Annotated in this window: 20 protein-coding genes; 12 read left to right on the plus strand and 8 right to left on the minus strand. The window is 70.3% G+C overall.

What is annotated here, in order from left to right:
• The first annotated feature begins 11 nt into the window (after window positions 1-11).
• Window positions 12-524 carry a signal peptidase II gene (lspA, locus tag OG990_RS06660; protein ID WP_328418020.1) on the plus strand — a complete coding sequence of 171 codons (513 nt, stop codon included), beginning with the start codon at window positions 12-14 and terminating at the stop codon, window positions 522-524.
• 37 nt (window positions 525-561) lie between these two features.
• Window positions 562-1,275, plus strand: a complete 714-nt coding sequence (locus OG990_RS06665; RefSeq protein WP_406079396.1) for a hypothetical protein — start codon at window positions 562-564, stop codon at window positions 1,273-1,275.
• 69 nt (window positions 1,276-1,344) lie between these two features.
• Here OG990_RS06665 and OG990_RS06670 read toward each other — a convergent pair whose 3' ends face one another.
• Window positions 1,345-2,142 (minus strand): SAM-dependent methyltransferase, encoded by a 798-nt coding sequence (locus OG990_RS06670; RefSeq protein ID WP_406079397.1) that lies wholly within the window; start codon window positions 2,140-2,142, stop codon window positions 1,345-1,347.
• Between the two features lie 323 nt (window positions 2,143-2,465).
• On the opposite strand from OG990_RS06670, the gene OG990_RS06675 reads away from it, so the two are divergent.
• On the plus strand, window positions 2,466-3,374 hold the full coding sequence (locus tag OG990_RS06675) for a hypothetical protein (protein WP_406079398.1): 909 nt from the start codon (window positions 2,466-2,468) through the stop codon (window positions 3,372-3,374).
• A 56-nt stretch (window positions 3,375-3,430) separates the two neighbouring features.
• Here the strand turns inward: OG990_RS06675 and OG990_RS06680 are convergent, their stop codons facing one another.
• On the minus strand, window positions 3,431-3,889 hold the full coding sequence (locus OG990_RS06680; RefSeq protein WP_328418012.1) for a PPC domain-containing DNA-binding protein: 459 nt from the start codon (window positions 3,887-3,889) through the stop codon (window positions 3,431-3,433).
• 110 nt (window positions 3,890-3,999) lie between these two features.
• Window positions 4,000-4,962 (minus strand): GNAT family N-acetyltransferase, encoded by a 963-nt coding sequence (locus tag OG990_RS06685; RefSeq protein WP_406079399.1) that lies wholly within the window; start codon window positions 4,960-4,962, stop codon window positions 4,000-4,002.
• Window positions 4,963-5,270: 308 nt separating this feature from the next.
• On the opposite strand from OG990_RS06685, the gene OG990_RS06690 reads away from it, so the two are divergent.
• From OG990_RS06690 to OG990_RS06700, 3 genes are all read left to right on the plus strand, one after another.
• Entirely contained in the window at window positions 5,271-6,314 is a 1,044-nt protein-coding gene (locus tag OG990_RS06690; protein WP_406079400.1) for a fatty acid desaturase family protein, read from the plus strand.
• A gap of 63 nt (window positions 6,315-6,377) precedes the next feature.
• On the plus strand, window positions 6,378-6,929 hold the full coding sequence (locus OG990_RS06695) for a YciI family protein (RefSeq protein ID WP_406079401.1): 552 nt from the start codon (window positions 6,378-6,380) through the stop codon (window positions 6,927-6,929).
• A 46-nt stretch (window positions 6,930-6,975) separates the two neighbouring features.
• Window positions 6,976-7,569: a TetR/AcrR family transcriptional regulator gene (locus OG990_RS06700; protein WP_406079402.1), complete on the plus strand. Its 594-nt coding sequence runs from the start codon at window positions 6,976-6,978 to the stop codon at window positions 7,567-7,569.
• On the opposite strand, the gene OG990_RS06705 is transcribed toward OG990_RS06700, so the two are convergent.
• The 3 genes from OG990_RS06705 to OG990_RS06715 form a co-directional block, all read right to left on the minus strand.
• Window positions 7,566-8,066, minus strand: coding sequence for a GNAT family N-acetyltransferase (locus OG990_RS06705; RefSeq protein ID WP_406079403.1), 501 nt, complete (start codon window positions 8,064-8,066; stop codon window positions 7,566-7,568). The two genes, OG990_RS06700 and OG990_RS06705, sit on opposite strands and share 4 nt — an antisense overlap.
• Window positions 8,067-8,129: 63 nt before the next feature.
• Window positions 8,130-8,993, minus strand: coding sequence for a diacylglycerol/lipid kinase family protein (locus OG990_RS06710; RefSeq protein ID WP_406079404.1), 864 nt, complete (start codon window positions 8,991-8,993; stop codon window positions 8,130-8,132).
• Entirely contained in the window at window positions 8,994-10,559 is a 1,566-nt protein-coding gene (locus OG990_RS06715) for an FAD-binding oxidoreductase (RefSeq protein ID WP_406079405.1), read from the minus strand.
• A gap of 45 nt (window positions 10,560-10,604) precedes the next feature.
• Between OG990_RS06715 and OG990_RS06720 the strand changes: the two genes are divergently transcribed.
• The 6 genes from OG990_RS06720 to OG990_RS06745 all read left to right on the plus strand — a co-directional run bounded on the left by OG990_RS06720 (window position 10,605) and on the right by OG990_RS06745 (window position 16,404).
• Window positions 10,605-12,131 carry a glycerol-3-phosphate dehydrogenase/oxidase gene (locus OG990_RS06720; protein WP_406079406.1) on the plus strand — a complete coding sequence of 509 codons (1,527 nt, stop codon included), beginning with the start codon at window positions 10,605-10,607 and terminating at the stop codon, window positions 12,129-12,131.
• Between the two features lie 100 nt (window positions 12,132-12,231).
• Entirely contained in the window at window positions 12,232-12,825 is a 594-nt protein-coding gene (locus tag OG990_RS06725) for an alpha/beta fold hydrolase (RefSeq protein WP_406079407.1), read from the plus strand.
• A gap of 45 nt (window positions 12,826-12,870) precedes the next feature.
• Window positions 12,871-13,971: an RNA-guided endonuclease InsQ/TnpB family protein gene (locus OG990_RS06730; RefSeq protein WP_406079408.1), complete on the plus strand. Its 1,101-nt coding sequence runs from the start codon at window positions 12,871-12,873 to the stop codon at window positions 13,969-13,971.
• Between the two features lie 109 nt (window positions 13,972-14,080).
• On the plus strand, window positions 14,081-14,230 hold the full coding sequence (locus OG990_RS06735; protein ID WP_406079409.1) for a hypothetical protein: 150 nt from the start codon (window positions 14,081-14,083) through the stop codon (window positions 14,228-14,230).
• Window positions 14,231-14,364: 134 nt separating this feature from the next.
• Entirely contained in the window at window positions 14,365-15,336 is a 972-nt protein-coding gene (locus OG990_RS06740) for a pyridoxal-phosphate dependent enzyme (protein ID WP_406079410.1), read from the plus strand.
• Window positions 15,337-15,417: 81 nt separating this feature from the next.
• Entirely contained in the window at window positions 15,418-16,404 is a 987-nt protein-coding gene (locus OG990_RS06745) for a hypothetical protein (protein ID WP_406079411.1), read from the plus strand.
• 38 nt (window positions 16,405-16,442) lie between these two features.
• Here the strand turns inward: OG990_RS06745 and OG990_RS06750 are convergent, their stop codons facing one another.
• Together OG990_RS06750 and OG990_RS06755 are read right to left on the minus strand one after the other, a co-directional pair.
• On the minus strand, window positions 16,443-17,255 hold the full coding sequence (locus OG990_RS06750; RefSeq protein ID WP_406079412.1) for an endonuclease/exonuclease/phosphatase family protein: 813 nt from the start codon (window positions 17,253-17,255) through the stop codon (window positions 16,443-16,445).
• 132 nt (window positions 17,256-17,387) lie between these two features.
• Entirely contained in the window at window positions 17,388-22,847 is a 5,460-nt protein-coding gene (locus OG990_RS06755) for a carboxyl transferase domain-containing protein (protein WP_406079413.1), read from the minus strand.
• Between the last annotated feature and the right edge of the window lie 168 nt (window positions 22,848-23,015).

The following is a 23,015-nucleotide window of genomic DNA, read 5'->3' on the forward strand; positions in this document are numbered from 1 at the left end:
ACTGTTCCGGTGTGTTCCGCGCCGTTGTGATGATCGCTGCCCTGGTGCTCGTCTCAGACCAGGCCACCAAGTACTGGGTCCAGTCCACGCTGTCCGCCGGCCAGACCATCTCCGTCGTCGGTGACCTGCTGCAACTGCGACTGGTCTACAACCCCGGTGCCGCATTCTCCATCGGCTCCGGGTCCACCTGGATCTTCTCGATCACTGCGGCTGCGGCGGTGGTCGGGGTGACGGTCGTGGCGCGGCGGGTCACCTCGCGGCCCTGGGCGGTGGCGTTGGGGTTGGTGCTCGGCGGTGCGGCGACGCATCTGCTGGACCGCCTCTTCCGCGAGCCGGGTTTCGCCCGGGGACACGTTGTGGACTTCATCGACTACGCCGGATTCTTCGTCGGCAATGTCGCTGATATCGCCCTGGTCGTCGGCGTCGGCCTCGTCATGGTGCTCAACCTGCGAGGCATTCCGCTGCGCGAGCCGACCGCTTCCGCCGGGGCCAGCACCACTGACCAGGTGTTGCCCAGTTCCTGAGTCGGCCCAGCGTCTCGGTCGGCCGGGCGGCGTCGCGGTGGCGACGCTCAATGTCCCGCGCATGACCGTCAGTTTTCCGTCCGGCCGTTCCCGAAGCTCGTATCGTGACGATGACCCCGGTCAGTCACGGACGGTGAGGTGCATGGACGACGGCGAACGCGAACAGGCGTTGCTCAGCGCCCTCACCACCGAGCATTTCGTGCTGCAGACCTCGCGCAGCGCGACCATCACCGAGTCGGTGGGCCGGGCGACGATCTTCCTGTCCATGCTCTCTGCCGCGCTGATCGGGCTCGGCTTCGTTGCCAGTAACGCCGCGCTCGTCCGGCCATACCTCGGGGCGGTGCTGCCGACGCTGGTGATCACCGGAATGCTCACATTCCTGCGGCTCGTGCAGAACATGGTGGAGAACGAGCTGGATCTCGCGCGGATCCAACGCATCCGGGCCTACTACCACCGCCGACTGGCCGGCGATCACAAGTTCTTCGCCGACGCGGTGCAGGGCGAGGTCACCACGCAGGCGACCTGGGCGGCGGTTGGCAGCACGCCCGGGCGAGCGCAGTTGCTGCTGACGACGGCGGCGTTGGTCGGTGCCGTGAACGCACTGCTGGCGGGGCTCGTGGTCACGCTGTTGGTCGGACTTGCCGGGTTGTCGTCCGGGCTCGCGATCGGCGTCGGCAGCGTGTTGGCTCTGCTGGCCTTCGCCGCCCAGGTCGTCTACATCAATCGCAGGTCGATCTCCCTGCCTGGGTAGGGAGATCGACCTGACGAGAACCCCGGCCGGTGCGAGACCGGCCCGGGCTCCCGGACCGAAGGTGAACGGTCAGGGCTTGCGGGCCACCGCGCCGTACGCGTCGATTGCCTGTGCGTCGGGCTCGTCCGGCCGCCACAGCGGGATCGGCACCAGGCCGGGCTCCACCATTGTCAGCCCTTCGAAGCAGCTCGCCAGCTCCTGGGGGCTGCGCAGGATGTACGGGACACCCCCGCTCTCGGCCAGCCGCGCAGCGCCGGAGACCACCGCCGGGCTGGTGTCGGTGCCGTCCCACAGCACCAGGTGGCTGCCGGAGGCGGTGGCGTTCATCGTCTGCTGGACGATCGATCGCACGACGTTGATGTCGGGCTCGTAGCCCATCACGCCCATGTACATCACGGCGATGGGCTGGCCGAAGTCCAGCGTCGCCGCCGCCTCGGTGAGAATCTTCTCGGGGTCGTGGTAGTCGGCGGGCACGTAGTTGGTGACGCCCTCGGAGGTCGTGTTGGCCAGCAGCGCCCGGGCGTGCACGAGCACCATCGGGTCGTTGTCCACGTAGACGATCCGCGACTCGGGCGCGACCTCCTGGGCGACCGCGTGGGTGTTCTGCATGGTGGGCAGGCCGGTGCCGATGTCCAGGAACTGGCGGATACCGGCCTCGGCGGCCAGGAATCGTACGGCTCGCACCAGGAACCGGCGAGACTGCTGCGCCATGAGGACGATCTCCGGGTAGACCTCGGCCACACCGTCACCGGCCGCCCGATCGGACTGGAAGTTGTCCTTGCCGCCCATCCAGTAGTTCCAGATCCGTGCCGCGTGCGGCACGTCGGGCTGAAGCTTCGCGGCGAGTTCGGATTCCAGGCTAGCCATGCGAGGCTCCCCTCGAGAAATGTCATCCTGTGTGGATCACTGGCATCGTACCCACGTCCACTGTCGACGTACTGCCCGGCTGGGCCGGTCGGTCGTCGGCACGCCGGTGTCTCGGCCGCCCGACCCGGCATCACCGCCGGGGACATCGCCGCCTTCGGCAGGATGACCCTCAGCGCCGACAGCGACGTAGCCCGAGCGAAGGCGATCAAGGTCATGCTCGGCGGTCTGACCAGCCCACCACCGGCTGACGCACTCTCTCGGCCAGATCGAGGCGCTGGTCAGGCTCGCGTTGCCCCCGGTCAGCCCGTGACATGATTGGACCCATGGCAAAGCAGCAGGACGTCGGCGGGCCCGACCGTCACAACGGGTCAGGTTCCACCGCCTACCGGGAGATCGGTGGTGGCGCCGACGCGCGGCTCGCCCTCGCACAGGACCCCGCAACGCCACAGATGACCCTTTTCGACCTGGCGTCCGACCCGTCGCCCGTGGTCCGTAAGGCGGTCGCGGTCCGGATTGACGCACCCGCGCAGGCACTGCGCCCGCTGACCCGGGACCCCGATCGTGACGTCCGGGAGGCCGTGGCGAGAAACCCCTCGACCTCGATCGCCAATCTCCTGCGACTGGTCAAGGACGCCGACCGGTGGGTCCGCTGGGCGGTCGCCGGCAACCCGGCTTGCGACGAGTCCGTTCGCCGTGTGATGTCAGAGGCACCCGACAAGGAGCTTCGTGGTCTCCTCGCGGAGACGCGGGAGCTGGAGCCCGAGCTGGCCACCAAGCTGATCGACGACGTCTCACCCGAGGTACGGGAACGACTCGCCACCCACAGCCACGATCCGGATGTGATCACCGCTCTGCTGGCCGATCGCACCGTACGCGTACGCAAGGGGGTCGCCCGCAACCCGCGGACCACGGCCGAGCAGCGCCGCGCGCTCGCCCAGGACCCCGTGGTCGACGTCCGTGCCGCGCTGGTCCGTGCGGTCGAGCTGGACGAGGCGGATCTGGAACTCCTGGTTGACGACCGTTCGGTGCAGGTCCGCCTGGCGATGGCGAAGTCCGAGGTCATCCCGGCGCACATCCGGTACGCACTTGAGCGTGATCCCGACGACACGGTGGCCAGTGCGGCACGGGATTTCCGCCCAGGATCGGGCAACTCTTCGGTGGTACGGGCTCCACGCGTCGGTCACCGGCCCTCCGGGACCGCCCCGGGTCGACCGGGCGGCGCCGCGCGCTGAGGCCGGAGGCATGACGCCCCACCGCTGCAACTGCCGCCGCACCGGGCAGTGCGATTTCACGCAGCGGATGGTGGCCCGTAGGTGGTTGCCGGGAGCAGGGCGAGGCCGGTCTCTGGATCAACCTGTTTGGTGAGGCTGGCGCCGACCTCGGTGAGGATGACCTCCAGCGTCGGCCAGACCTCACCCCGCATGAGGTGCCCGCCGACGGTCGTGCCGTCCCGGCGGCCGAGGACGGTGTGCACGTGCAGGGCGATCTTGCCCCGGTCATCCGCGATGTCGCCCAGCAGAGACAGGACCTCGACCTGTTCGTCCACGGGGATGCGGACGTAGTCACGCCTCTCGCGGTCGAAGTAGCCCACCTCGGCCGAGTGGAACCCGCCGACAGCGGTGACCCGCGCGCCGCGGATATCGCTCTGGGTTGCCGCCTGGTGGATGGCGGCCACCGCGTCCTCACCCTTGTCCACAGCGACCACCACGACCCGCCGGCCACCGTCGGCCAGCTCGGTCTTTCTCATGATCGTTCCTCCCGGTCCGATAGCGGGCGGCACCGGGTGACGCATACGGCGTCGGACGGCGCCCGCGTCCCGGTGTCGCGTCACCTGCGATACCCGTTGCCGGCGCACGTTCACGGATCGTGGCGTGATTCCCGCCTCGAGTTCGTCCGCTGAGGTGGTTGTTCTCCCGGCAGCCCTGGCCCATCAAGCTTCTTTTCGAACCAGTGGTGCGCGAAGTGCTCGTTGTTGTACGGCTCGATCTCCTGGTACCCGGCCGCGTGGTACATCGCGATCGCTTCGGTGAGATTTCGATTCGTGTCCAGCCGGACGGTGGTCCAGCCCCGCTCGCCGGCGTACCGCTCCAGGTCGCGCAGTATCCGCCGGCCGATGCCGAGCCCGCGCACGGTGTCTGCCACCCAGACCCGTTTGATCTCGGCGGGTGCGTCGGGGTGGAGTTTGACCGCGCCGCAGCCGACGGGCTCGGAGTTGAGGGTGGCGAGCAGGAACACGCCGGCGGGCGGGATGAGCTCCTCGTCGTGGACGGGGTTGCTGAGTGCCGGATCGAATCCGCCGTCGAACCGCCGGTTGATGTCCCGGGCGTAGGCGCGCACGCACGCCCGGGCGCGTGGGTCACCCGGCGGGCAGGGCTCGATGACCACCATCGACGCGATGAGCAGCCGCTCGACCTGGGCCATCGCCGCGACGAGCCGTTCGCGGTGTGGCTCGGTGAGCGGTGCGAGGATAGCCGAGGCGAACTCGTCGGAGCGCTCGTCGAGCTTGGCCCACTCCGCCTGCCCGGCTCCGGTGAGCGCGGCGACCCGTACCCGTGCGTCGCCGCCGGGCTGGTCGGCCGGTCCGACGGTGACGAGCCCGTCATTTTCCAGGGCACGCAGCAGCCGGCTGAGGTAACCCGAGTCCAGCCCGAGTCGGGCCCGTAGCGCGGCCACCTCGGCCCCGTCGGGGCTGATCTCCCACAGCAGCCGGGCCTGCGCGAGGGGGCGTCCGGAGGCCATGTACTCGTCGTCGAGTGCCCCCACTCGCTGGGTGACCGTCCGGTTGAAACGCCGCACCGCGGCGACGAACTCCGATCTCATATAGCTGACTTTAGTCAGGCATGTAGGGTCGGCGCTAGACAAATGCTCGGCCGGAAGCGGAGGTTGATCTTCGCCGTCGACGCCCGGCCCGCGGTCCCGCGTAATCCGCGTAATCCCTTCCGGCGCAAGCTGTTCAACGGCCTGCTCAACGATCCACGGAGGCGTAATCTGATCCAGCGGGAGCCGGCCGCCAGGCGGCCAAACCCAGCACGCAGCAGAAGAGTCAACAGCTCATGGCCCGCCTGACCGGCTGGTCGAGCCGACGCCGCTGAGAGATCCGGCGGACAGGGACCAGCGGGAGCTGCAAAGTGAGCGACATCAGTCTCGGCGTCGACCGCCAGCGGGGCAGCGACTACGCAGACCTTTCCCGGCAGGTCCGTGCAGCGGGTCTGCTCGATCGGCGGCCAGGCTACTACGCGCTGCGGATCGGCCTCGTCGTCGGCTCATTCGCCGGCTTGTGGGTCCTGTTCGCTCGACTGGGCGAATCGTGGTGGCAGCTCGCAGTGGCAGTAGCCCTCGCGGTGGTCATCGCGCAGGCCGGGTTCATCGGCCACGATGCCGGACACCGGCAGATAGCCCGCTCGCGCCGGGCGAACGACCTGATCGGCATCGTGCACGGCAACCTCCTGACCGGGATCAGCTACGGCTGGTGGGTGGACAAGCACAACCGGCACCACGCCCACCCGAACACCGAAGGCAAGGACCCGGACATCTCCGTGGCGCCGTTGTCGTTCACCACCGACCAGGCCCGGCGACGGCGTGGCCTGGCCGCACTGTTCGTCCGTCACCAGGCGTTTCTCTTCTTCCCGCTGCTCCTGCTGGAGGGCCTGCACCTGCACGCCATCAGCCTCCGCGCCGTCTTCAGCCCACGTCGCCTCGCGCGTCGACCCGCCGAAGCCGGGCTGCTGGCCCTGCACCTGGGCGGCTACCTCGCCGCCGTGTTCCTGGTCCTGAGCCCCGCGCAGGCGGTCGTGTTCATCGTCGTCAACCAGGGCCTGCTGGGCCTCTACCTCGGCTGCTCCTTCGCCCCCAACCACAAGGGCATGCCGATCCTCGGCGCCGACGACAACCTCGACTACCTGCGGCGGCAGGTGCTCACCTCCCGCAACGTCCGTGGCGGGCGGCTCCTCGACGCCGCTCTGGGTGGCTTGAACTACCAGATCGAACATCACCTGTTCCCGAGCATGCCGTGCCCCAACCTGGGCCGCGCCCGGCCATTGATCCAGCGGTTCTGCGCCGAGCACGACATCAGCTACCACGAAACCAGTCTGGGCCGCTCCTGGGCGGAGGGGCTGCGCCATCTGCAGGACGTCGGAAGCCCCGAACCTCGTACCGATGCCGCGGTGCGCTGAGCTGCCACAGCGCCATGGCGGCCCGACACGCATCGCTGTCGGGCACTGGTCAAGACTTGGGGCATGGAGTTCTTCTGTTACCACCGCGACCGGCACGACTCCCTGGCACTGCGCGACGAGCTGCTGGCGGAGCACTGGTCGTACATGGATCGGTACGCGGAAGAGATGATCGCGCGCGGCCCGACCTTCGCCGAAGACGGTGACACGCCCACCGGCAGCGTGCACATCATCGACCTCCCCGATGCTGCCGCTGCCCGCGCGTTCGCCTTCGACGAGCCCAACTACCAGGCGGGCGTGTACCGGGATGTGCTGCTGCGCCGGTGGCGCAACACGCTGGGCCGCACCATGTGGGACTTCTCCGGAGGCCGGACGGGTGGCAGCCGGTACCTGGTGCTCGGGCTCGGAGCGGGGCAGGCCGCCGATCTCGCCGTGCCGCCCGACCGGGACGAGCTGATCGCGTACGGGCCGCTGCTGTCTGACGACGACACCACCTGGCTGGGTACGGCGGCGCTGGTCCGGGTGCCGGACCCGGACAGGGCGCGTGCCGTCCTGACCCCGGGCCGGTACGCCGAGATCGAGGTGCACAACTGGGCGTTCGGCGGGCGGCCGTCATAACGCAAGGATGGCTCTGGACACATCGCCCCTGTGATAGACAATCCGCGTGGTGGAGGTGAGCCAGTCCGGCGAGCGCAGCGTCGACGACACGGTTCTCGACGCTGCCCGTGACTGCGTGCTGGCCTACGGCGTACGTCGCACGACGATGACGGATGTGGCGCGACGCGCCAGCGTGTCGCGGATGACCGTCTACCGGCGCTGGCCGGACGTGCAGTCCCTGATCGGGGACCTGATGAGCCGGGAGTGGCATCAGGTGCTGATGGCCGCCGCGGCCGCCGAGACAGACGGCTCGGGCCGGTCCCGCCTGGTGTCGCGGGTGGTGGCGGTGGCGCGGGAGCTACGGGAACACCCGCTGCTGTGCAAGATCCGTGACGTCGATCCGGAGGTGCTGCTCCCGTACCTTCTCGACCGGCGGGGCAACGGCCAGGACGAGATGCTGCGGTTCCTCACGGCGGCGCTGGTCGCGGGGCACGAGGACGGCTCCGTCCGGCCCGGCAGGCCCGAGGTCATGGCACGCGCGGTCTTCCTGACCACGCAGTCCTTCGTGCTGTCCGTGCGCACGGTCGCGGACGACGTGCCGGTTGCCGAGTTCGACCGGGAGTTGGCGCTGTTGGTCGACGGCTACCTGGAGCCGGGCTAGGGGTTGTCTCGCGGGTCCTGAGGTCCGGTTGGTGCACTGGTGTGACTGGCCAGCATGAGCAGGACGTGCTCGTCTTCTCCGTGACGCACGGTGTCGATCTGCTCGAAGCCGAGCTTCTCCAGCAGGCGGACCGAGCCGGTGTTCGTGCCGACCGGGTCCGCGTAGAGCGGCCGGGTCTTCTCCCGACTCAGGAACAGCCGCAACGCCCTGGTCCCCACACCCCGACCCCAGTACTGGCGGTCGAGCCAGTAGCCGATGAACCGTTGGTCCTGGATCCACCAGGCCACGATGCTGCCGGCCGTGGCACCGTCGACGGTCACCGTCTGCACGAAGACACCGGGATCGCCGAGGACCTTCGTCGCCCAGTGCTTCATGAAGGTCTCCCGGTCGCGTGGGGTGAACCTCGACCGACGGACCGACTCGGGATCGTTTTCCTGTTGGTGGAACGCCTCCAGATCGGCCTCTTCGACATCCCTCAACTGCACCTGGTCACTCATGCCACCCATTCTGGTGCTCACCACCGACATGATCCGGATGCCGAAGCCGCGACCGGACGGGACCTAGCCGGCGATGACGTGCAGTGCCTGCGGGCGGACCTCGACGGTTACCTCGTCGGCGCGACCGACGGGATCACCGTCGCCGTACACGGTCATCGGACGGTCGGCGCGCACGGTGACCGACGTGCCACGGTAGGAGAAGACGTGCCCGCGCCGTACGTGCCGGCCGGTGCGCATCTGCCGCAGCGCTATCGGGAACAGCACCTTCGGGGCGTGGCCGATCACCACGACGTCCAGGGTCCCGTCGTCGGGCTGCGCCGCCGGGGCGACGTGCAGGCCACCGCCGTAGTACCCGCAGTTGGCGATCACCACCGTGTAGGCGTGCCGGTGCTCGGTCCGGCCGTCGACGCTGATCGTGTACCGGGTGCGCGGCCAGCGCAGCAGTGCCCGCAGCCCGGCGGTGGGATACACCAGCGCTGCGGGCAGACGTGACCGGTTGGCCAGTTCGTTGGCCGCCGCGTCGACGCCGACATAGACGCTGCCGACGATGATCTGCCCCGCGACCTGGAGGACGTCGAGGTGCCGTGGTCGTCCGTGCAGCAGCAGGTCCGCGACCGCCTCGGGGGAGTGCGGCAACCCGAGCTGGCGGGCGAAGTCGTTACCGCGACCGGCGGGGATGACGCCGAGCAGACCGCCGGTGTCGGCGACCGCTCCGGCGAGCAGGCCAATGGTGCCGTCGCCCCCGGCGGCGACGACAACCTCACCGCCGTGCAGCGCCGCCGTGGCGCGCTGGCGGGCCTGCTCGGCCGTCTGCGTGTATTCGACCCGGATCCGGGCGCCGGCGCCGCGGAGCAGATGGGCCACCGGCATCAGGCGGGACAGTCCTCGGCGCGCGGTGGGCCCGAGGATCACTGCGAAGGACCGCACCTACGGCACCAGGATGCCGGGATTGAGGATGCCGGCCGGGTCCAGCTGCTGCTTGACCGCCCGGAGCAGGTCGACGGCGACGTCGCCGATCTCGGCGGCGTACCAGGCCCGATGGTCCGCGCCGACACCGTGATGGTGGCTGATCGTGGCACCCGCGGCCACGATCGCGTCGCTGGCCGCAGCCTTCGCCTTCCGCCAGCGGTCGACCGGATCCGGTCCGGGGGAGCAGATCACCGTGAAGTACAGAGACGCGCCGGTCTCGTAGACGTGGGACACGTGTGCCAGCACCAGCGCCCCGTCCGGCAAGGCCGCGAGGATCGCCTGCCGCACCCGGTCGTGCACCTCCGGCAGCACCGACCAGTACGCCGCGGTCTCCAGAGTCTCCGCGAACGCCCCCGCGTCGAGCAGCGCGTCCCGCAGGTACGGGGCGTCGAAGCGGTGCCGCGCCCACTGTTGGCCCGCCTCCTCGCCGAGTGGAACGCCGCCGTGCGCCGCCAGCACGGCGGCGGTCGCTTCGACGGTGGAACGGACATCCGCGCCCTCGTACCCGGCGATCAGCTGGCAGCCGCCGTCGGAGCGGCCGGCGCCGGTCGCCCCGATCATCGTCTCGACCTCGTCGGACAGCCGCAGCACCGTGGGCCGTGGCCCGTCCTGTGCCAGCCGCCGCACGGCATGCAGGCCCTCGGCGAACGATTCGAACCGCCAGCCCTCGTAGTGCGACTCGGCTGGGAGGGGGCGGATCCGGACGGTCACGTCGGTGATGACGCCGAGCGTCCCCTCGCTGCCCAGGAACAGTTGCCGCAGATCGGGACCGGCGGCCGAGGCGGGGGCGCGGCCGGCCCGTACGGTGCCCCGGGGCGTGGCGACGGTCAGCGCCATGACCATGTCGTCGAAGCGGCCGTAGCCGGCCGACGCCTGGCCGGATGACCGGGTGGCGGCGAACCCACCGATCGTGGCGTACTCGTAGGACTGCGGGACGTGGCCGAGGGTGAACCCGTGCTCGGCGAGCAGCTCGGCGGCCCGAGGGGCGCGTAGCCCTGCCTGCAGCGTGGCGGTCCGCGACGTCGGGTCGACGGCGACGACGTTGCTCAGCCGACTCAGGTCGACGGCGACGTGCCGTTCCGCGGACGGCGTCAGCCCGCCCACGACCGAGGTGCCACCACCGAAGGGGACCACGGTTACCCCGAACCGGGAGCAGATGTCGAGGATGGACACCACCTCGGCGTGGTCGGCCGGGCGCAGCACGGCCTGCGGGGCCGTCCGTACCAGGCCCTGTCGATGGCGGAGCAGGTCCGGCGTCGACATGCCCGACGCGTGACGTGCCCGGGCGTCAGGGGTGGTGACCACGTGCCCGGCGCCCAGCGCCTGCCGCAACGCGCCCAGGACCGCGCCGTCCAGCTCGCAGTCCGGCACCGCCACCTCGGCCAGCGGTACGACCGGCGGCGGGGGTGCCAGCTCGAGGACCTGCGCCAACAGCGTCGAAGCGGATTCCGGCAGCACCTGCGCGTTCTTCGTGGTGCCCCAGCGGGCCCATCCGACGGGCGATGCTTCCCCTTCCATATTCATGTGTGACAGAGTGACATTCAATGTCACTACATCGCAAGGAGGCGTGTGAACACCTCGCTGACCGTCTCCCGCCGGGAACGTGACCTCACCGAACTGGTTGCCGGCACGCCCGTCGACGTCCTGGTCGTCGGGCTGGGCGTCACCGGCGCCGGAGTGGCGCTCGACGCCGCGAGCCGTGGGCTGTCCGTGGTCGCCGTCGACGCCCATGACCTGGCCAACGGCACGTCCCGCTGGAGCTCCAAGCTGGTCCACGGTGGCCTGCGATATCTCGCACACGGCCAGGTGGGCATCGCCTACGAGAGTGCCGCCGAGCGCCACCTGCTGCTGACCCGCACTGCGCCGCACCTGACGCGCCCCTTGCCGATGCTGCTACCGGCGACGGCGTACACCAGCCGCTGGCAGGCGCGCGCCGCGGCGGTCGGCCTTCGCGCCGGAGACGTGCTGCGTACCTGCGCCGGAACCTCCCGACGGACCCTTCCGGGAACGCGCAGGCTCGGCTCGGCCGAGGCGGGTGCGATCGCGCCCGCGCTGCGGCCGGCGGGCCTGCGCGGAGCACACCTGTCCTGGGACGGGCAGCTCTGCGACGACGCGCGACTTGTCGTCGGTCTGGCGCGCGCGGCCGCGGCGCGGTCCGCCCGCATCCTGCCCCGCTGCCGGGCGATCAGCCTGCACCGCGAAGGCGCCACCATCGAGGACACCCGCACCGGGACGCGGATGCACGTCGCCGCCCGCGCGGTCATCAACGCCACAGGTGTCTGGGCCAGCAGCCTGACCCCACACGTACGTCTGCGTCCATCGCGAGGAACCCACATCGTCCTGTCCGCCGCCCGCCTGGGCGGACTCTGGGCCGGCCTGACCATCCCGGTCCCCGGTGAGTTCACCCGCTACGTCTTCGCGCTGCCCCAGACCGACGGCCTGGTGTACGCCGGACTGACCGACGAGCCGGTGACCGGCCCCGTCCCCGACGTGCCGCAACCCACCGACGCCGACATCGCCTTCCTGCTCGACGTCCTCAACAGCGTCCTCGACCAGCCCCTCCAACCCGCCGACGTCCTCGGTGCGTACGCCGGGCTACGGCCGCTGCTCGCCAACGCCGACACCCGAACCGCCGACCTCTCCCGCCGACACGCTGTCATCGACGACCCCGACGGAATCATCAGCGTGATCGGCGGCAAGCTCACCACCTACCGCCGGATGGCCGAGGACGCCGTCGACACCGCCGTCCGTCATCGCCGCCTCCGTGCCGGCCCCTGCCGCACCCGCGACCTCCCCCTACCCGGCGCCGCGAGCAGAGCGCAGCTGGCCCGAGTCCCCGCACCACGCCGGCTCGTCCACCGGTACGGCACCGAGGCGGTCGACGTCCTGGCCGAGGCGCCCGCCGAACTCCGCCAGCCGATCAGCCCCGACATCCCGGTCACCGGCGCAGAGCTCCTCTGGGCCACCCGGCACGAACTCGCCCTCACCGTCGACGACCTGCTCGACCGACGCACCCGGATCGGTCTCGTCCCAGCACACCGCGACGCCGCGCTGCCCACCGCGCGAGACGTCCTCGCGCTGGCCGCCGAGGGGTGACCGAACCCGGCTGGTCGTTCCCGCGATCTGCTCAGGGGGCGGGCCGACTGTCGATAGCGTTGTGGTCAGGCACTGAGGAGTCGCGGAGGGGTCCGGGGTCATGTTTGACGGATTCGAGGAGTTCGACATTCCTACGCCTGGGGCGACGATTCATGGACGCCGCGGCGGAAGTGGACCCCCCGTACTTCTGTTGCACGGCATTCCTGAGACGCACCTCATGTGGCATCGCGTAGCGCCGCAGCTGGCCGAGAACTACACCGTGGTCGTCACTGACATGCGGGGCTGGGGCGCCAGCGGCAAACCGCCGAGCAGTGCCGATCATGAGCCCTACAGCATGCGAGCGATCGCTCGCGACCAGATCGACGCCATGCGGAGTCTGGGCTATGAGCAGTTCAGGCTCGTCGGGCACGATCGCGGGGCCCGGTGCGCCTATCGTCTGGCGCTCGATGAGCCAGACGCTGTCACCCGGCTCGCCGTCATGGACGTCATCCCTGGCGGCGACGCGTACGACCGGGCCGACATGAAGTTCAGCCTCTCCTACTGGGTCTGGTCCTTCCTGGCGGCACCGGAGCCGGTGCCCGAGCAGTTCATCGACGCGGCGCCCGCCATCCTCGTCAATTTCATCGGTGTCGCGGCGTGGATACCCCTGCCTTCAGGCGGGGGAGGAAACGCAGCTCCCTCCCCTCAGGGATAGACTTACATGAACTACTGGTAGGAAGTGAGGCATGGGGGTGAGGTGGTGAAGCGTGCGTACAAGTACCGCTTCTATCCGACCCCGCAGCAGGCTGAGCAGTTGAACCGCACCTTCGGGTGCGTGCGAAAGGTCTACAACCTCGCCCTGGATGCGCGCACCCGTGCATGGGCCGTTGACCGGCGGCGCAGCACCTACGTTCAGTCGTCGGCGTGGCTGACGGAGTGGAAGCGCACTGAGGAGCTTTTGTTCCTCAATGAGGTCAGTTCCGTGCCGTTGCAGCAGGCGCTGCGGCATCTGCAAGCCGGGTTCGCGGCGTTTTGGGGTAAGCGGTCGCGGTATCCGCGTTTCAAGTCCAAGCGTAAGTCCCGGGCGTCGGCGGAGTACACCCGCTCGGCGTTCCGCTGGCGTGACGGGCAGCTCACCCTGGCCAAGATGGACGCGCCGCTGACCATCGTGTGGTCCCGGGCCCTGCCCGACGGCGCCGAGCCGTCCACGGTCACGGTGTCCCGCGACGCGGCCGGTCGGTGGTTCGCGTCCCTGCTGGTCGAGGATCCCACCGTGACGCCGCTCCCGCCGGTCGACACGGCGGTGGGGGTGGACGCGGGCATCACCAGTCTGCTCACCCTGTCCACCGGGGAGAAGATCACCAACCCGCGTCATGAGCGCGCTGACCGGCGCAAGTTGGCCAAGGCGCAACGGAACCTGTCCCGTAAGGGCAAGGACTCCGCCAACCGGGCCAAGGCTCGGCTTGCGGTGGCCCGCATCCATGCCCGCATCGCCGACCGGCGGCGGGATCACCTGCACAAGCTGTCGACTCGACTCGTCCGCGAGAATCAAACGGTCGTGATCGAGGATCTCAGTGTGCGCAACATGCTGCGCAACCACAGTCTGGCCCGCGCCATTTCCGACGCGGCGTGGACGCAACTGCGCGGCATGATCGAGTACAAGGCCGCCTGGTATGGGCGGACTGTGATCGCCGTTGACCGCTGGTATCCGAGCACGAAGACCTGTTCGGCGTGCGGGCGGATCAACACCGCGATGACTCTCGGCGTTCGCGCCTGGACGTGTCCCGGCTGTGATGCCGTGCATGACCGGGACGTCAACGCCGCGAAGAACATTCTCGCCGCCGGGCTGGCGGAGAGGTAAAACGCCTGTGGAGGGCCGATAAGACCCGACCCGCGAAAGCGGTGAAGGCACGGCCCCGTGAAACAGGAACCCCCTCGGGCGACCGAGGGAATCCCCGCCCTTCACGGCGGTGGAGGATGTCAAGCTCGACACGTGGCCTGAGGTGAAGGACGCGTTCCTGGCCGAGGTACGCGCCGAATACGTCAAGCAGTTCAGCGATCCCGCCATCGTCCACGCGATCTGCGAGGAGTTCCGCGCGGCCGCGACGTTGGACTACTAGAAGGACGAGGCGGACCGAGGAGACCACACGGCAGCTGCTGGATTTCCTCAAGTAGCGCCGAGGGCGGCCACGCCGGACGGCCGCCCGGCATCCTTCGGCGGCTGTCGACCGGATGGTCCTGCCAAGATGGCAGCATGTCCGAACCCATCGTTCCGCTCACGCTCGGCACGTGGCCCACACCGGTGGAGCCGATGCCCCGACTGGCCGCCGCTCTCGGGCTCGGTCGCGGTGACCTCCTGATCAAGAGGGACGACCTCACCGGCCTCGGCGGCGGCGGCAACAAGATCCGCAAGCTGGAATGGACGGCCGCCGAAGCACTCGCGAATGACGCCGACACGCTCGTCACCACCGGCGGACCACAGAGCAACCATGCCCGGCTCACCGCCGCGACCGCCGCGCGCCTCGGCCTACGCGCCGTGCTGGTGTTCCCGGGTGAACCCGGGGTGGCGCGATCCGGCAACCTCGTTCTCGATGCGTTCCTCGGTTCCGAAATCGTCTTCACCGGGGTGACGGGTCAGCAGGCACTCGCAGACGCCGCCACGCGGGTGTGCGACCGGCTGCGTGCCGAAGGGGCGCGTCCGGCCCTCATCCCGTTCGGCGGGTCCAGCGCGTTGGCGACCCGCGGCTACGCACGGTGCGGCGAGGAGTTGATGTCCCAGGTGCCCGACCTGCGTACCGCCGTGGTGGCCCTCGGCTCGGGCGCCACGATGGCTGGGCTCGTCGCGAGCCTCGGCCCGGACCGCACGCTCGGCGTCGATGTCGGGGCGGTCGACGACTCCCGACAGCGCGTGGCGGCCTTCGTCGCCGCACTCTCGCCGGATGTTCGTGCCGACGACCTGCGCATCGACCGTGACCACATCGGGAGCGGCTACCCGAGCCTCACCGACACGGTCGAGGAGGCGCTGACCCTTGTCGCCCGGCTGGAGGGGATCATCCTCGATCCCACGTACACCGGGCGCGCGATGGCGGCACTCATCGCGGCAACTCGGCGCGGCGAGATCGAACCGGGCAACACGACCGTCTTCATCCACACCGGCGGGGTTCCCGGGCTGTTCGGCCACGCCGACGTTCCGGCGTTCGCCGAGAGCGTCCAAAAGGTCACCTGACCGGGAGGAAACGCCACGGGGCATCCCATCGCCGGGGCCGGTCCCTGACGGCGGGGGCGGCACCGTGGTTGGATGTGCGCCGTGCGGCTGTCTCCCGGATCGGTGTGTTGGTCGGTGATCGCCGGCGCCGCAGTGGTGCATGTCCTTGGCGTGCTGTCGGACGCGTCGGTCCTCGCGGGGCAGGCGACCGGGGTGGCGCTGACCGCTCTCGCGGCGATCGTGCTGCTCGGCGCCGGGCGCGGCCGCCTCGCCGTCGCTGGTGGTATCGGCCTGCTCGCCGTCGACGCCGTGACGTCGGCGGCGGACTCGGGCGGGCCACGGTACCTGTCACCGTTCTACGCGCCGCTGAGCGCGCCGCGCCCGTATTCAGTCGGCGACGATCTCGCGTGGCTGGGTGAGGCGATGTCGGCGCAGGTCACGCAGCATTGGTCGGCACTGCTGGGCATACCGCTGATCTGCGTGGGAACGGTGGTGACGCTGGCCGACCGGCCGCGGACCGACGCACGATGGCTACGGTGGATCGCCTGGGCCGCCGTCGCGGGGGTGGCCGTCATGCTGGTCGCCGACCTGGGCGGAGGGAGACTGGCCCGGCTGTTGGTCACGCTCGGCGTCCAGTTACCAACGATGGTGGTGGTCGCCGCCGGGCTTGCGGTGCTCGTGGTGGCCGCCGGTCGGCAGTGGCGGTTCGGCGTCCCGGCCATGCTGGGCGCGTTGCTGCTGACCGCTGCCGTACTCGCCGCTGACCTGGCGGCCGCGGGGCCGGTCCGGCCGGTCAACCGGCAGGAGCTGGGCTTGTTCAGCCACCAGGCGGTGTTCCTCCAGGCGGGCTTCCGCTCCGATGTGGAGGGCATGACGGCGCTCGACGACCTCTTCTCGCCAGGCCTGGTCACGGAACCGCTGCTGGCGCTCGTGCCAGTCCTCGCGATCGCACTGCTGGTGCTTGCGGCACCCGCCCGGGATGGTGGGCCTAGCCGTGATGAGCCCGCCGCCGGGATGCGAGGCATGCATCCCGGCGACGGGGATGACCGGCGAGGTCACCACGACGGTCCCGGTCAAGAGGACAACTGACCGCAGTCCGTGGCCACCTCGCCGAACTTACGGGGCCGTCACGGCGGGGGGTCTCCGTCGATCGTGAGTGTGGCCAGCAGCCCCGGATGGTCGGTCGCCCCGTGCATGCCCACCGACCGGCCGCAACAGATCCTGACGTCAGTTGTCGCCATGACGTGTTGCAGCGCGCCGTCGTCGATCCGCAGGTAGTCCGGTGGCACGCAGGACCGCACGTCGGGGGAGCCGCCGCGTCGGAGGTTGAGGTCGCCAAGCAGCACGGTGGGCGCGTATCCGGCACTCCTGCGCATCGTCGGTACCACCGTGTCGAGCAGGTGACCGCACTGGGCGAGCGCGACGGTGAAACTCGTGGCGGCCAGGTGTGTGGTGCAGGCATGCAGCACGCCGGCGACATCGACGCAGAGCCAGGCTCGTTCCTCAGGATCCGTGAAATCCTGCGTCGGGTAGATTCCGCTGTGCACCGTGTGCCGCGTGTCCGGCGCCTCAAGGCGAGTCAGTAGTCCGATGCCGTACGGCTGGCCGTTGCGGCAGCGGGTGACGGCGCCGGAAGGGCGGTCTCCGGCGGCCATGAAGGCGGACACGACCGTGTCACCACTGTGGACCTGCGAGAACGTGCGCTCGAGGGTTGTCACGTCGTCCTGGCAGATCTCGTTGAGGGTGACCAGATCGGGCACCTCTACGCTCATGACCGTGGCGGCTTCGGTCACCGATCGGCCCGTGTAGCAGCCGGCGCGGCCGCTGTTGCAGAGGTTCATCTGGAGTACCCGCAGGACCGTGGGTGCCGGGGTGTCGGCCGCCGACGAGCCGGTCACCGACGAACCGGCCGGCACCGTGGCGGCGGCGATCAGGCACAAGATGGCCAGGACTCGGCGGAGACTTCCGTACGAACGATCCCGCCCGGCAGGTGGGGTCGTCCCCGCGCGGGGACGACCCCACCTGATGCTCCGGTGGGTGATCATTGGCGCTCTGCCCGCACCTCCCGCCACCTAGCCCAGACGGGATTCGATGGCATCGATGATGCGTGGTCGCAGGTCGGCGGCGCGGACGACAGCGTCCACCGAGCCGACCTCGACGGCGCGCTGGATGTTGTGCACGCGGTCGAACTCCGTGGCCACCTCGCCGAGCTTCTCCGCCCGGACCGACGAGCGCAGTTCGTCGAGTTCCGCGGTCAACGCGGCGCGCTCGGTGCCAGCCGCAGCGGCGACGCGGGCCTCCAGGTCGCGCACGCGCGGGTCGGCCGCCGTACGTGCGTTGACGTCGGCGGAGAACACCACCGCGGCGGCGGGGGCGCCACCGAGCACCGAGGCGAACGAGCCCTCCAGCGCCAGCACCGTCATGTTGGGGTTCAGCGCCTTGGAGAACACCACGAACGCTCCGCCGTGGTACCGCGAGATCACGCAGAAGACGATGGGCCCGCGGAAGTTCACGATCGCCCGGCCGATCTCGGCGCCGTACTCCAACTGCAGCTTGCGCATCGACTCGGGTGAGCCGTCGAAGCCCGACAGATTCGCCAGCACCACCAGCGGCCGGTTGCCGCTGGCCGCGTTGATCGCCCGCGCGGCCTTCTTCGACGACCGTGGGAACAGCGTGCCCGCGGTGTAGGTGTCCGGGCCGTCGGTGGGCGGGAAGCCGCGCCGCGGCACCGCCCGCGACTCGATGCCGAGCAGGCACACCGGGATGCCACCCAGGTGTACGTCCTGCACGACCGCGGTCTCCGCGTCGGCCATGCCCGCCCAGCGTTCCAGCACCGGGTGGTCCTGGTCGGAGAGCGCCCGCATCACCGTCCGGATGTCGAAGGGCTTCTTGCGGTCCGGGTTGGCCGCCGTGGAGAAGATCTCCCCGACGGTGCTGAAGGTGCTGCCAGCCAGGGTGTGCGGGAAGGCGGAGATGTCGCGGTCCACGGGGTCCGTGCTGGGTGCCCGCCGTGGCGCGTCCTCGCCGGGCGCGACGTACGAGTGGTCGTAGTGCGACATCACCACGTCCCGCGCGGCGGTCAGGTTCGGCGCCCAGTACTGCGCCTGCCCGTTCGGCCCCATCACCCGGTCGTAGCCGCCGATGCCGAAGTTGTCCTCGGCGGACACACCACCGGAGAAGTCGAGCGACTGCTTGCCGGTGAGGACCATCGCCGAGTCCGGCGTCATCACCAGGATGCCCTTGGTGTGCATGAGCATCGTCGCCTCGGCGTTCCAGTACGGCTGCGCGCCGACGTTGATGCCCGCGACAACAATGTTGATCTCACCGCCGGCCTGGGTGAACTCGACGATCCGCTTGAGCGCCGCGGCCACCCAGTCCATGTTCTCCGTGCCCGAGGTCATGGAGATCCGTGCCCCGGCGGACAGAGCCCACCACTCCAGCGGCACCCGCATCTGCTCCGCCAGGTCCAGCGCGGCGATCACGCGGCGGCACTCCGGCTCGGACAGGGCGCCCAGTGACTTCGTCGGGTCACCGAGCAGCACGACCCGGCTGACACCCTGCGGATGCCGCGTGGTCGGCGTGGTGACCACGCCGGCGACGATCGCGGCGCGGTTGCGCCCCTTCGGCCGCTCCACCGGCACCAGCGCGTGGTCGTCGTCGAGGTCGTGCTCCACGAAGTCGCCGAGCAGCCCGGTCAACTCGTACGGGTACACCGTGTTGCGGCTGCTCGCCCGCAGCACCTTCAGCCGGTACTCGTCGAGCGGCTCGACCGGCTCGACCGGCGGCTCGCCGACGGTCAACTCGGCGCCGCCGGTGGCCCCGAAGGAGATCCGTACGGCGATCTTGGTCAGCTCGCCGGTCCGGCGGTCGCGCTGCCGCGCGATGAAGAGGATCTCCTCCAGCCCGGCGCCCGCGGTCGTCGGGCGCACACGCCCGGCGATCATCTCCATCTCCTCGCGGGTGAGCTCGCTCGGCGGCCAGACGTAGACCACGATCCGGTTGGTGTTGAAGCGCGTCTTCGACGGTCGCCGCGACTGGGCGCGGCGGATCGAGTCGAGGCACGCGGCGATGGCAGCCTCGGTCGTCGGCAGCGCGACCAGCCGGCCGTCCTGCTCGCGCAGCTCGGTCAGGTCACGCACCTGCGCGAACGCGACGAGGCGCTCGTCGGACGGGTTCTCCCGGGCCACGCACTGGAAGAGGTAGACCTCCTCGTCCGACGACGGCAGCCGGGTCAGGTCGAACTTGTGCAGCCGCTCCAACTGCATCCGCTGCGCGATGTACGGGTGCAGGCCGCGGATCAGCCGATCCTCGGTCGTCCCCGAGTCGGACGGGCGGAAGGTGAAGTGGTGGTGCATCACGGCGCCACCGCGACCCGCGACGGTGGTGGTGAGCCGGCGGACCTGGGGCGGCAGCGGGTGCGCGGTGATGACCTCGAGCAGCGCGGCGGCCATCGCGTCGAAGTCCTCCGGCTGGTTCTCCCAGCCGAGGTAGATGTCGGCGTCGACGGCATCCTCGTCGCTCGCCAGCCCGGCGAGCCCGCGCAGCGCGCCACCCAGAGCGTCGAAGCTCACCGCGGCGGACACCACGCTTGAGTCCGCGCGCTCGGCGACCACGAACGTGCAGTCCGCGACCTCGCGGGTGCGCACGCTGGTGAGCGTCTTGTTGCCGTAGTACCGCCGGGTCAGCACCTCCAACATGACCGCGTTGTCGAGGTGGTCGCGGACGAGCCGCTGGCCGAGCAGCCGTACCAGTGGCTCGGTGCTGCGTACCATCTTCGCGACGCGTTCGGTGCGGTCCGCCGCGTCCGGGTGCGCGTCCAGGTGACGCAGGTGCCCGCGGACCTCGGCGTAGACGCGGGCGCGGTTGCGGCGCAGCAGCGGCTGGGCGAACCAGGCGAACACCACACCACGGGCGAGGTCGGCGACCGCGGGGAAGCGGACCTGCGTCGCGGCCACCAGCCGCTCCAGCGCGAGGCCGGCCGGCTCGCGCAGCGTCTCGTCCGGCGGGGACTCCCGCAGCCACGCGCGGAGCAGCGTCGCGACGACCGTGGCGTCGGCGGACGCGCGTTGCTGGGCGAGGAAGATCCGGAACACGGCGGCTTCGAGTGCGGGGGAGCGCTCCAGGTCGATGACGCCGTAGTGTCCGAGCGCCTTGCCGAGCCTGGCCTGGAACGAACTCGGCAGACCGGCCCGCTCGATGTCGAGGCTCTGCAGATAGGTGTGGAAGTACTCGCGGGCGCTGTAGACGTGGCCGTCGCCGTCCTCGCCCGTCGGGCGGTTGCGGCTCAGCTCGGTGAGGTCGGCGAACACGGTGACCAGGTCGAGTTCCGCGGCCAGCGGCCGGTGGCCTTCCTCGGTGGCCGCCCGTCGCGCGGTGAGGTAGTCGTCGAGCACCCGCCGGTCGTCGTGCGGATCGACGTCGAAGCCGAGCAGCAGGCCGCGCAGGTCCTCCTGGCCGCGCCGGCTGCGCTGGTACGCCGGAATCTCCTCGGTGGCGGCGGGCAGGTCCAGCTCCACGGAGGCGGCGGCCGGATCGTCCACGGTCTCGGCGGTCTCGTCGGCGAGCGGCTCCAACCGCAGCAGCGGCGCACCTGCCTCCACCTGGCTGCCCACCGAGACGGCGCACTCCTTCAGCCGGGCCTTGAACGGCGCCCGCAGCACCGTCTCCATCTTCATGGCTTCCAGCACCAGCACCGGCGCGCCCGCCTCGACCTCGGCGCCGACCTCCAGCGGCGTGGCGACGACCAGCGCGGGCATGGGGGAGCGGACGACGCCGCCCTCGTCGCGGCTGACCCGGTGCGTCACGCCGTCGACCTCGACCAGGTGGGTCGGCCCGTACGTGCCGGTGAGCAGGCGGTACCGGATGCCGTTGACGACGATCTGGCCGGTGTGCCGGTCGAAGCGGTCGAGTTCGACGTCAGCGGTGCGCACGGCGCCGGCCGCTTCGATGCCGACGCGGAACCGGTGCGCGCCGACCCGCGCCACGCGCATGCGGTAGCCGACGCCGCGCAGCTTGAGGTCCAGAGGCCGGCCGCTCTTGTGCTGTACCTGCGGGCGCCCGCCGGATGCCGTTGACAGCAGCCGCTGCTGCTCGACGCGCTCCTCCTCCTCGTACGTCTCGATGGCGGCGGCCGCCAGCGCGACCGCGGAGTGCCGGTGCGCCACGAGCCGGCCTTCGCCACGGACGCGGTCGATCCAGCCGGTGTCCGCGCTGGCGTCGATCACCTCGGGCTGGTCGAGCAGGTCGAGCACGAAGCTCTTGTTCGTCGCACCGCCCTCGATGATCACCGTGGTGTTCGCCATCGCGCGGCGCAGCCTGCCGAGCGCCTCGTCGCGATCACGGCCGTACGCGATGATCTTCGCGATCATCGAGTCGAAGTCGGCCGGGATGGTGTCACCCTCGCTGACACCGGTGTCGACCCGGATGCCCGGGCCGGCGGGCAGGTCCAGCCGGGCGATACGGCCCGGTGACGGCGCGAAGTCGCGGTCGGGGTCCTCGGCGTTCAGCCGGGCCTCGATGGCGTGCCCGCGCTCCGCCGGCGGCGCGCCGTCGAGCCGACCGCCCGAGGCGACGTGCAGTTGCGCCTTGACCAGGTCGAACCCGGTGGTCAACTCGGTGATCGGGTGCTCGACCTGCAGGCGGGTGTTGACCTCGAGGAACGCGAACAGCTGGTCGCCGGGGTGGTAGAGGAACTCGACGGTGGCCGCACCGCGGTAACCGACCGCCACGGCCAACCGTTCGGCCGACGTCTTGAGCTCGGCCGCCTGCGCCGGGCTCAGCACCGGCGATGCCGACTCCTCGATGACCTTCTGGTTGCGTCGCTGCACCGAGCAGTCGCGGACACCGAGCGCCCAGGCGGTGCCCTGCCCGTCGGCGATCACCTGGACCTCGACGTGCCGGGCACCGGTGACCAGGCGCTCCAGGAACACGATGCCGCTGCCGAACGCCCGCGCCGCCTCCTGGCTGGTGCGGTCGTACGCGTCGGTGAGCTCGGCCTCGTTCCTGACCACGCGGATGCCGCGCCCGCCGCCGCCCGCGGTCGCCTTCAGCATCAGCGGGTAGCCGATCTCGGCCGCCGCCGTCCGAGCGGCATCCAGGGTCTCGACGGCACCGCGGCTCCACGGCGCGACCGGTACGCCGACCTCCTCGGCGATCAGCTTCGAGCCGATCTTGTCGCCGAGCTGGCGCATGGCCTCCGCGCTCGGGCCGACGAACGTGACGCCGATCTTCTCGCACAGCTCCGCGAACGCCGGGTCCTCGGCGACGAAACCCCAGCCGACCCACGCCGCGTCGGCGCCGGTCTCGGTCAGGGCGCGCTCCAGCGCCACCAGATTGAGGTACGGGCGGGCGGACGCCGGACCGAGGTCGTAGGCGATGTCCGCCTCACGCACGAAGGTGGCGGTGCGGTCGACGTCGGTGTACAGGGCGACGGTCTCGATCGGGATGCCGGTTTCCGCAGCCAACTCTCGGACCGCGTGGATGAGCCGCATCGCGGCCTCACCACGGTTGACGATGGCGACACGGTTGAACACCCGAATGACCCCTTTGGTAGATCCATGATCAGCGCACCGCGAGACGACGGCCCCCGGCAGTAAGCACCCTTCCCCCTCCCGGCGGGCAGCGCCATGGTGCAATCACCGAACCAATCGCTCCTCAGTTGTAGGAAACCACCAAAAGTTTTTGGTCGTCGGGTGCCCGGA

Source organism: Micromonospora sp. NBC_00858, assembly GCF_045207365.1.
Taxonomy (GTDB): Bacteria; Actinomycetota; Actinomycetes; order Mycobacteriales; family Micromonosporaceae; genus Micromonospora.

Excerpts from the sequence above, each read along its gene's own strand:
- OG990_RS06670 (WP_406079397.1), bottom strand. The coding sequence starts at position 2,142 with ATGGCTAGCCTGGAATCCGAACTCGCCGCGAAGCTTCAGCCCGACGTG.
- OG990_RS06725 (WP_406079407.1), top strand. The coding sequence starts at position 12,232 with ATGTTTGACGGATTCGAGGAGTTCGACATTCCTACGCCTGGGGCGACG.
- OG990_RS06680 (WP_328418012.1), bottom strand. The coding sequence starts at position 3,889 with ATGAGAAAGACCGAGCTGGCCGACGGTGGCCGGCGGGTCGTGGTGGTC.
- OG990_RS06740 (WP_406079410.1), top strand. The coding sequence starts at position 14,365 with ATGTCCGAACCCATCGTTCCGCTCACGCTCGGCACGTGGCCCACACCG.
- OG990_RS06705 (WP_406079403.1), bottom strand. The coding sequence starts at position 8,066 with ATGAGTGACCAGGTGCAGTTGAGGGATGTCGAAGAGGCCGATCTGGAG.
- OG990_RS06715 (WP_406079405.1), bottom strand. The coding sequence starts at position 10,559 with ATGAATATGGAAGGGGAAGCATCGCCCGTCGGATGGGCCCGCTGGGGC.
- OG990_RS06695 (WP_406079401.1), top strand. The coding sequence starts at position 6,378 with ATGGAGTTCTTCTGTTACCACCGCGACCGGCACGACTCCCTGGCACTG.
- OG990_RS06675 (WP_406079398.1), top strand. The coding sequence starts at position 2,466 with ATGGCAAAGCAGCAGGACGTCGGCGGGCCCGACCGTCACAACGGGTCA.
- OG990_RS06685 (WP_406079399.1), bottom strand. The coding sequence starts at position 4,962 with ATGAGATCGGAGTTCGTCGCCGCGGTGCGGCGTTTCAACCGGACGGTC.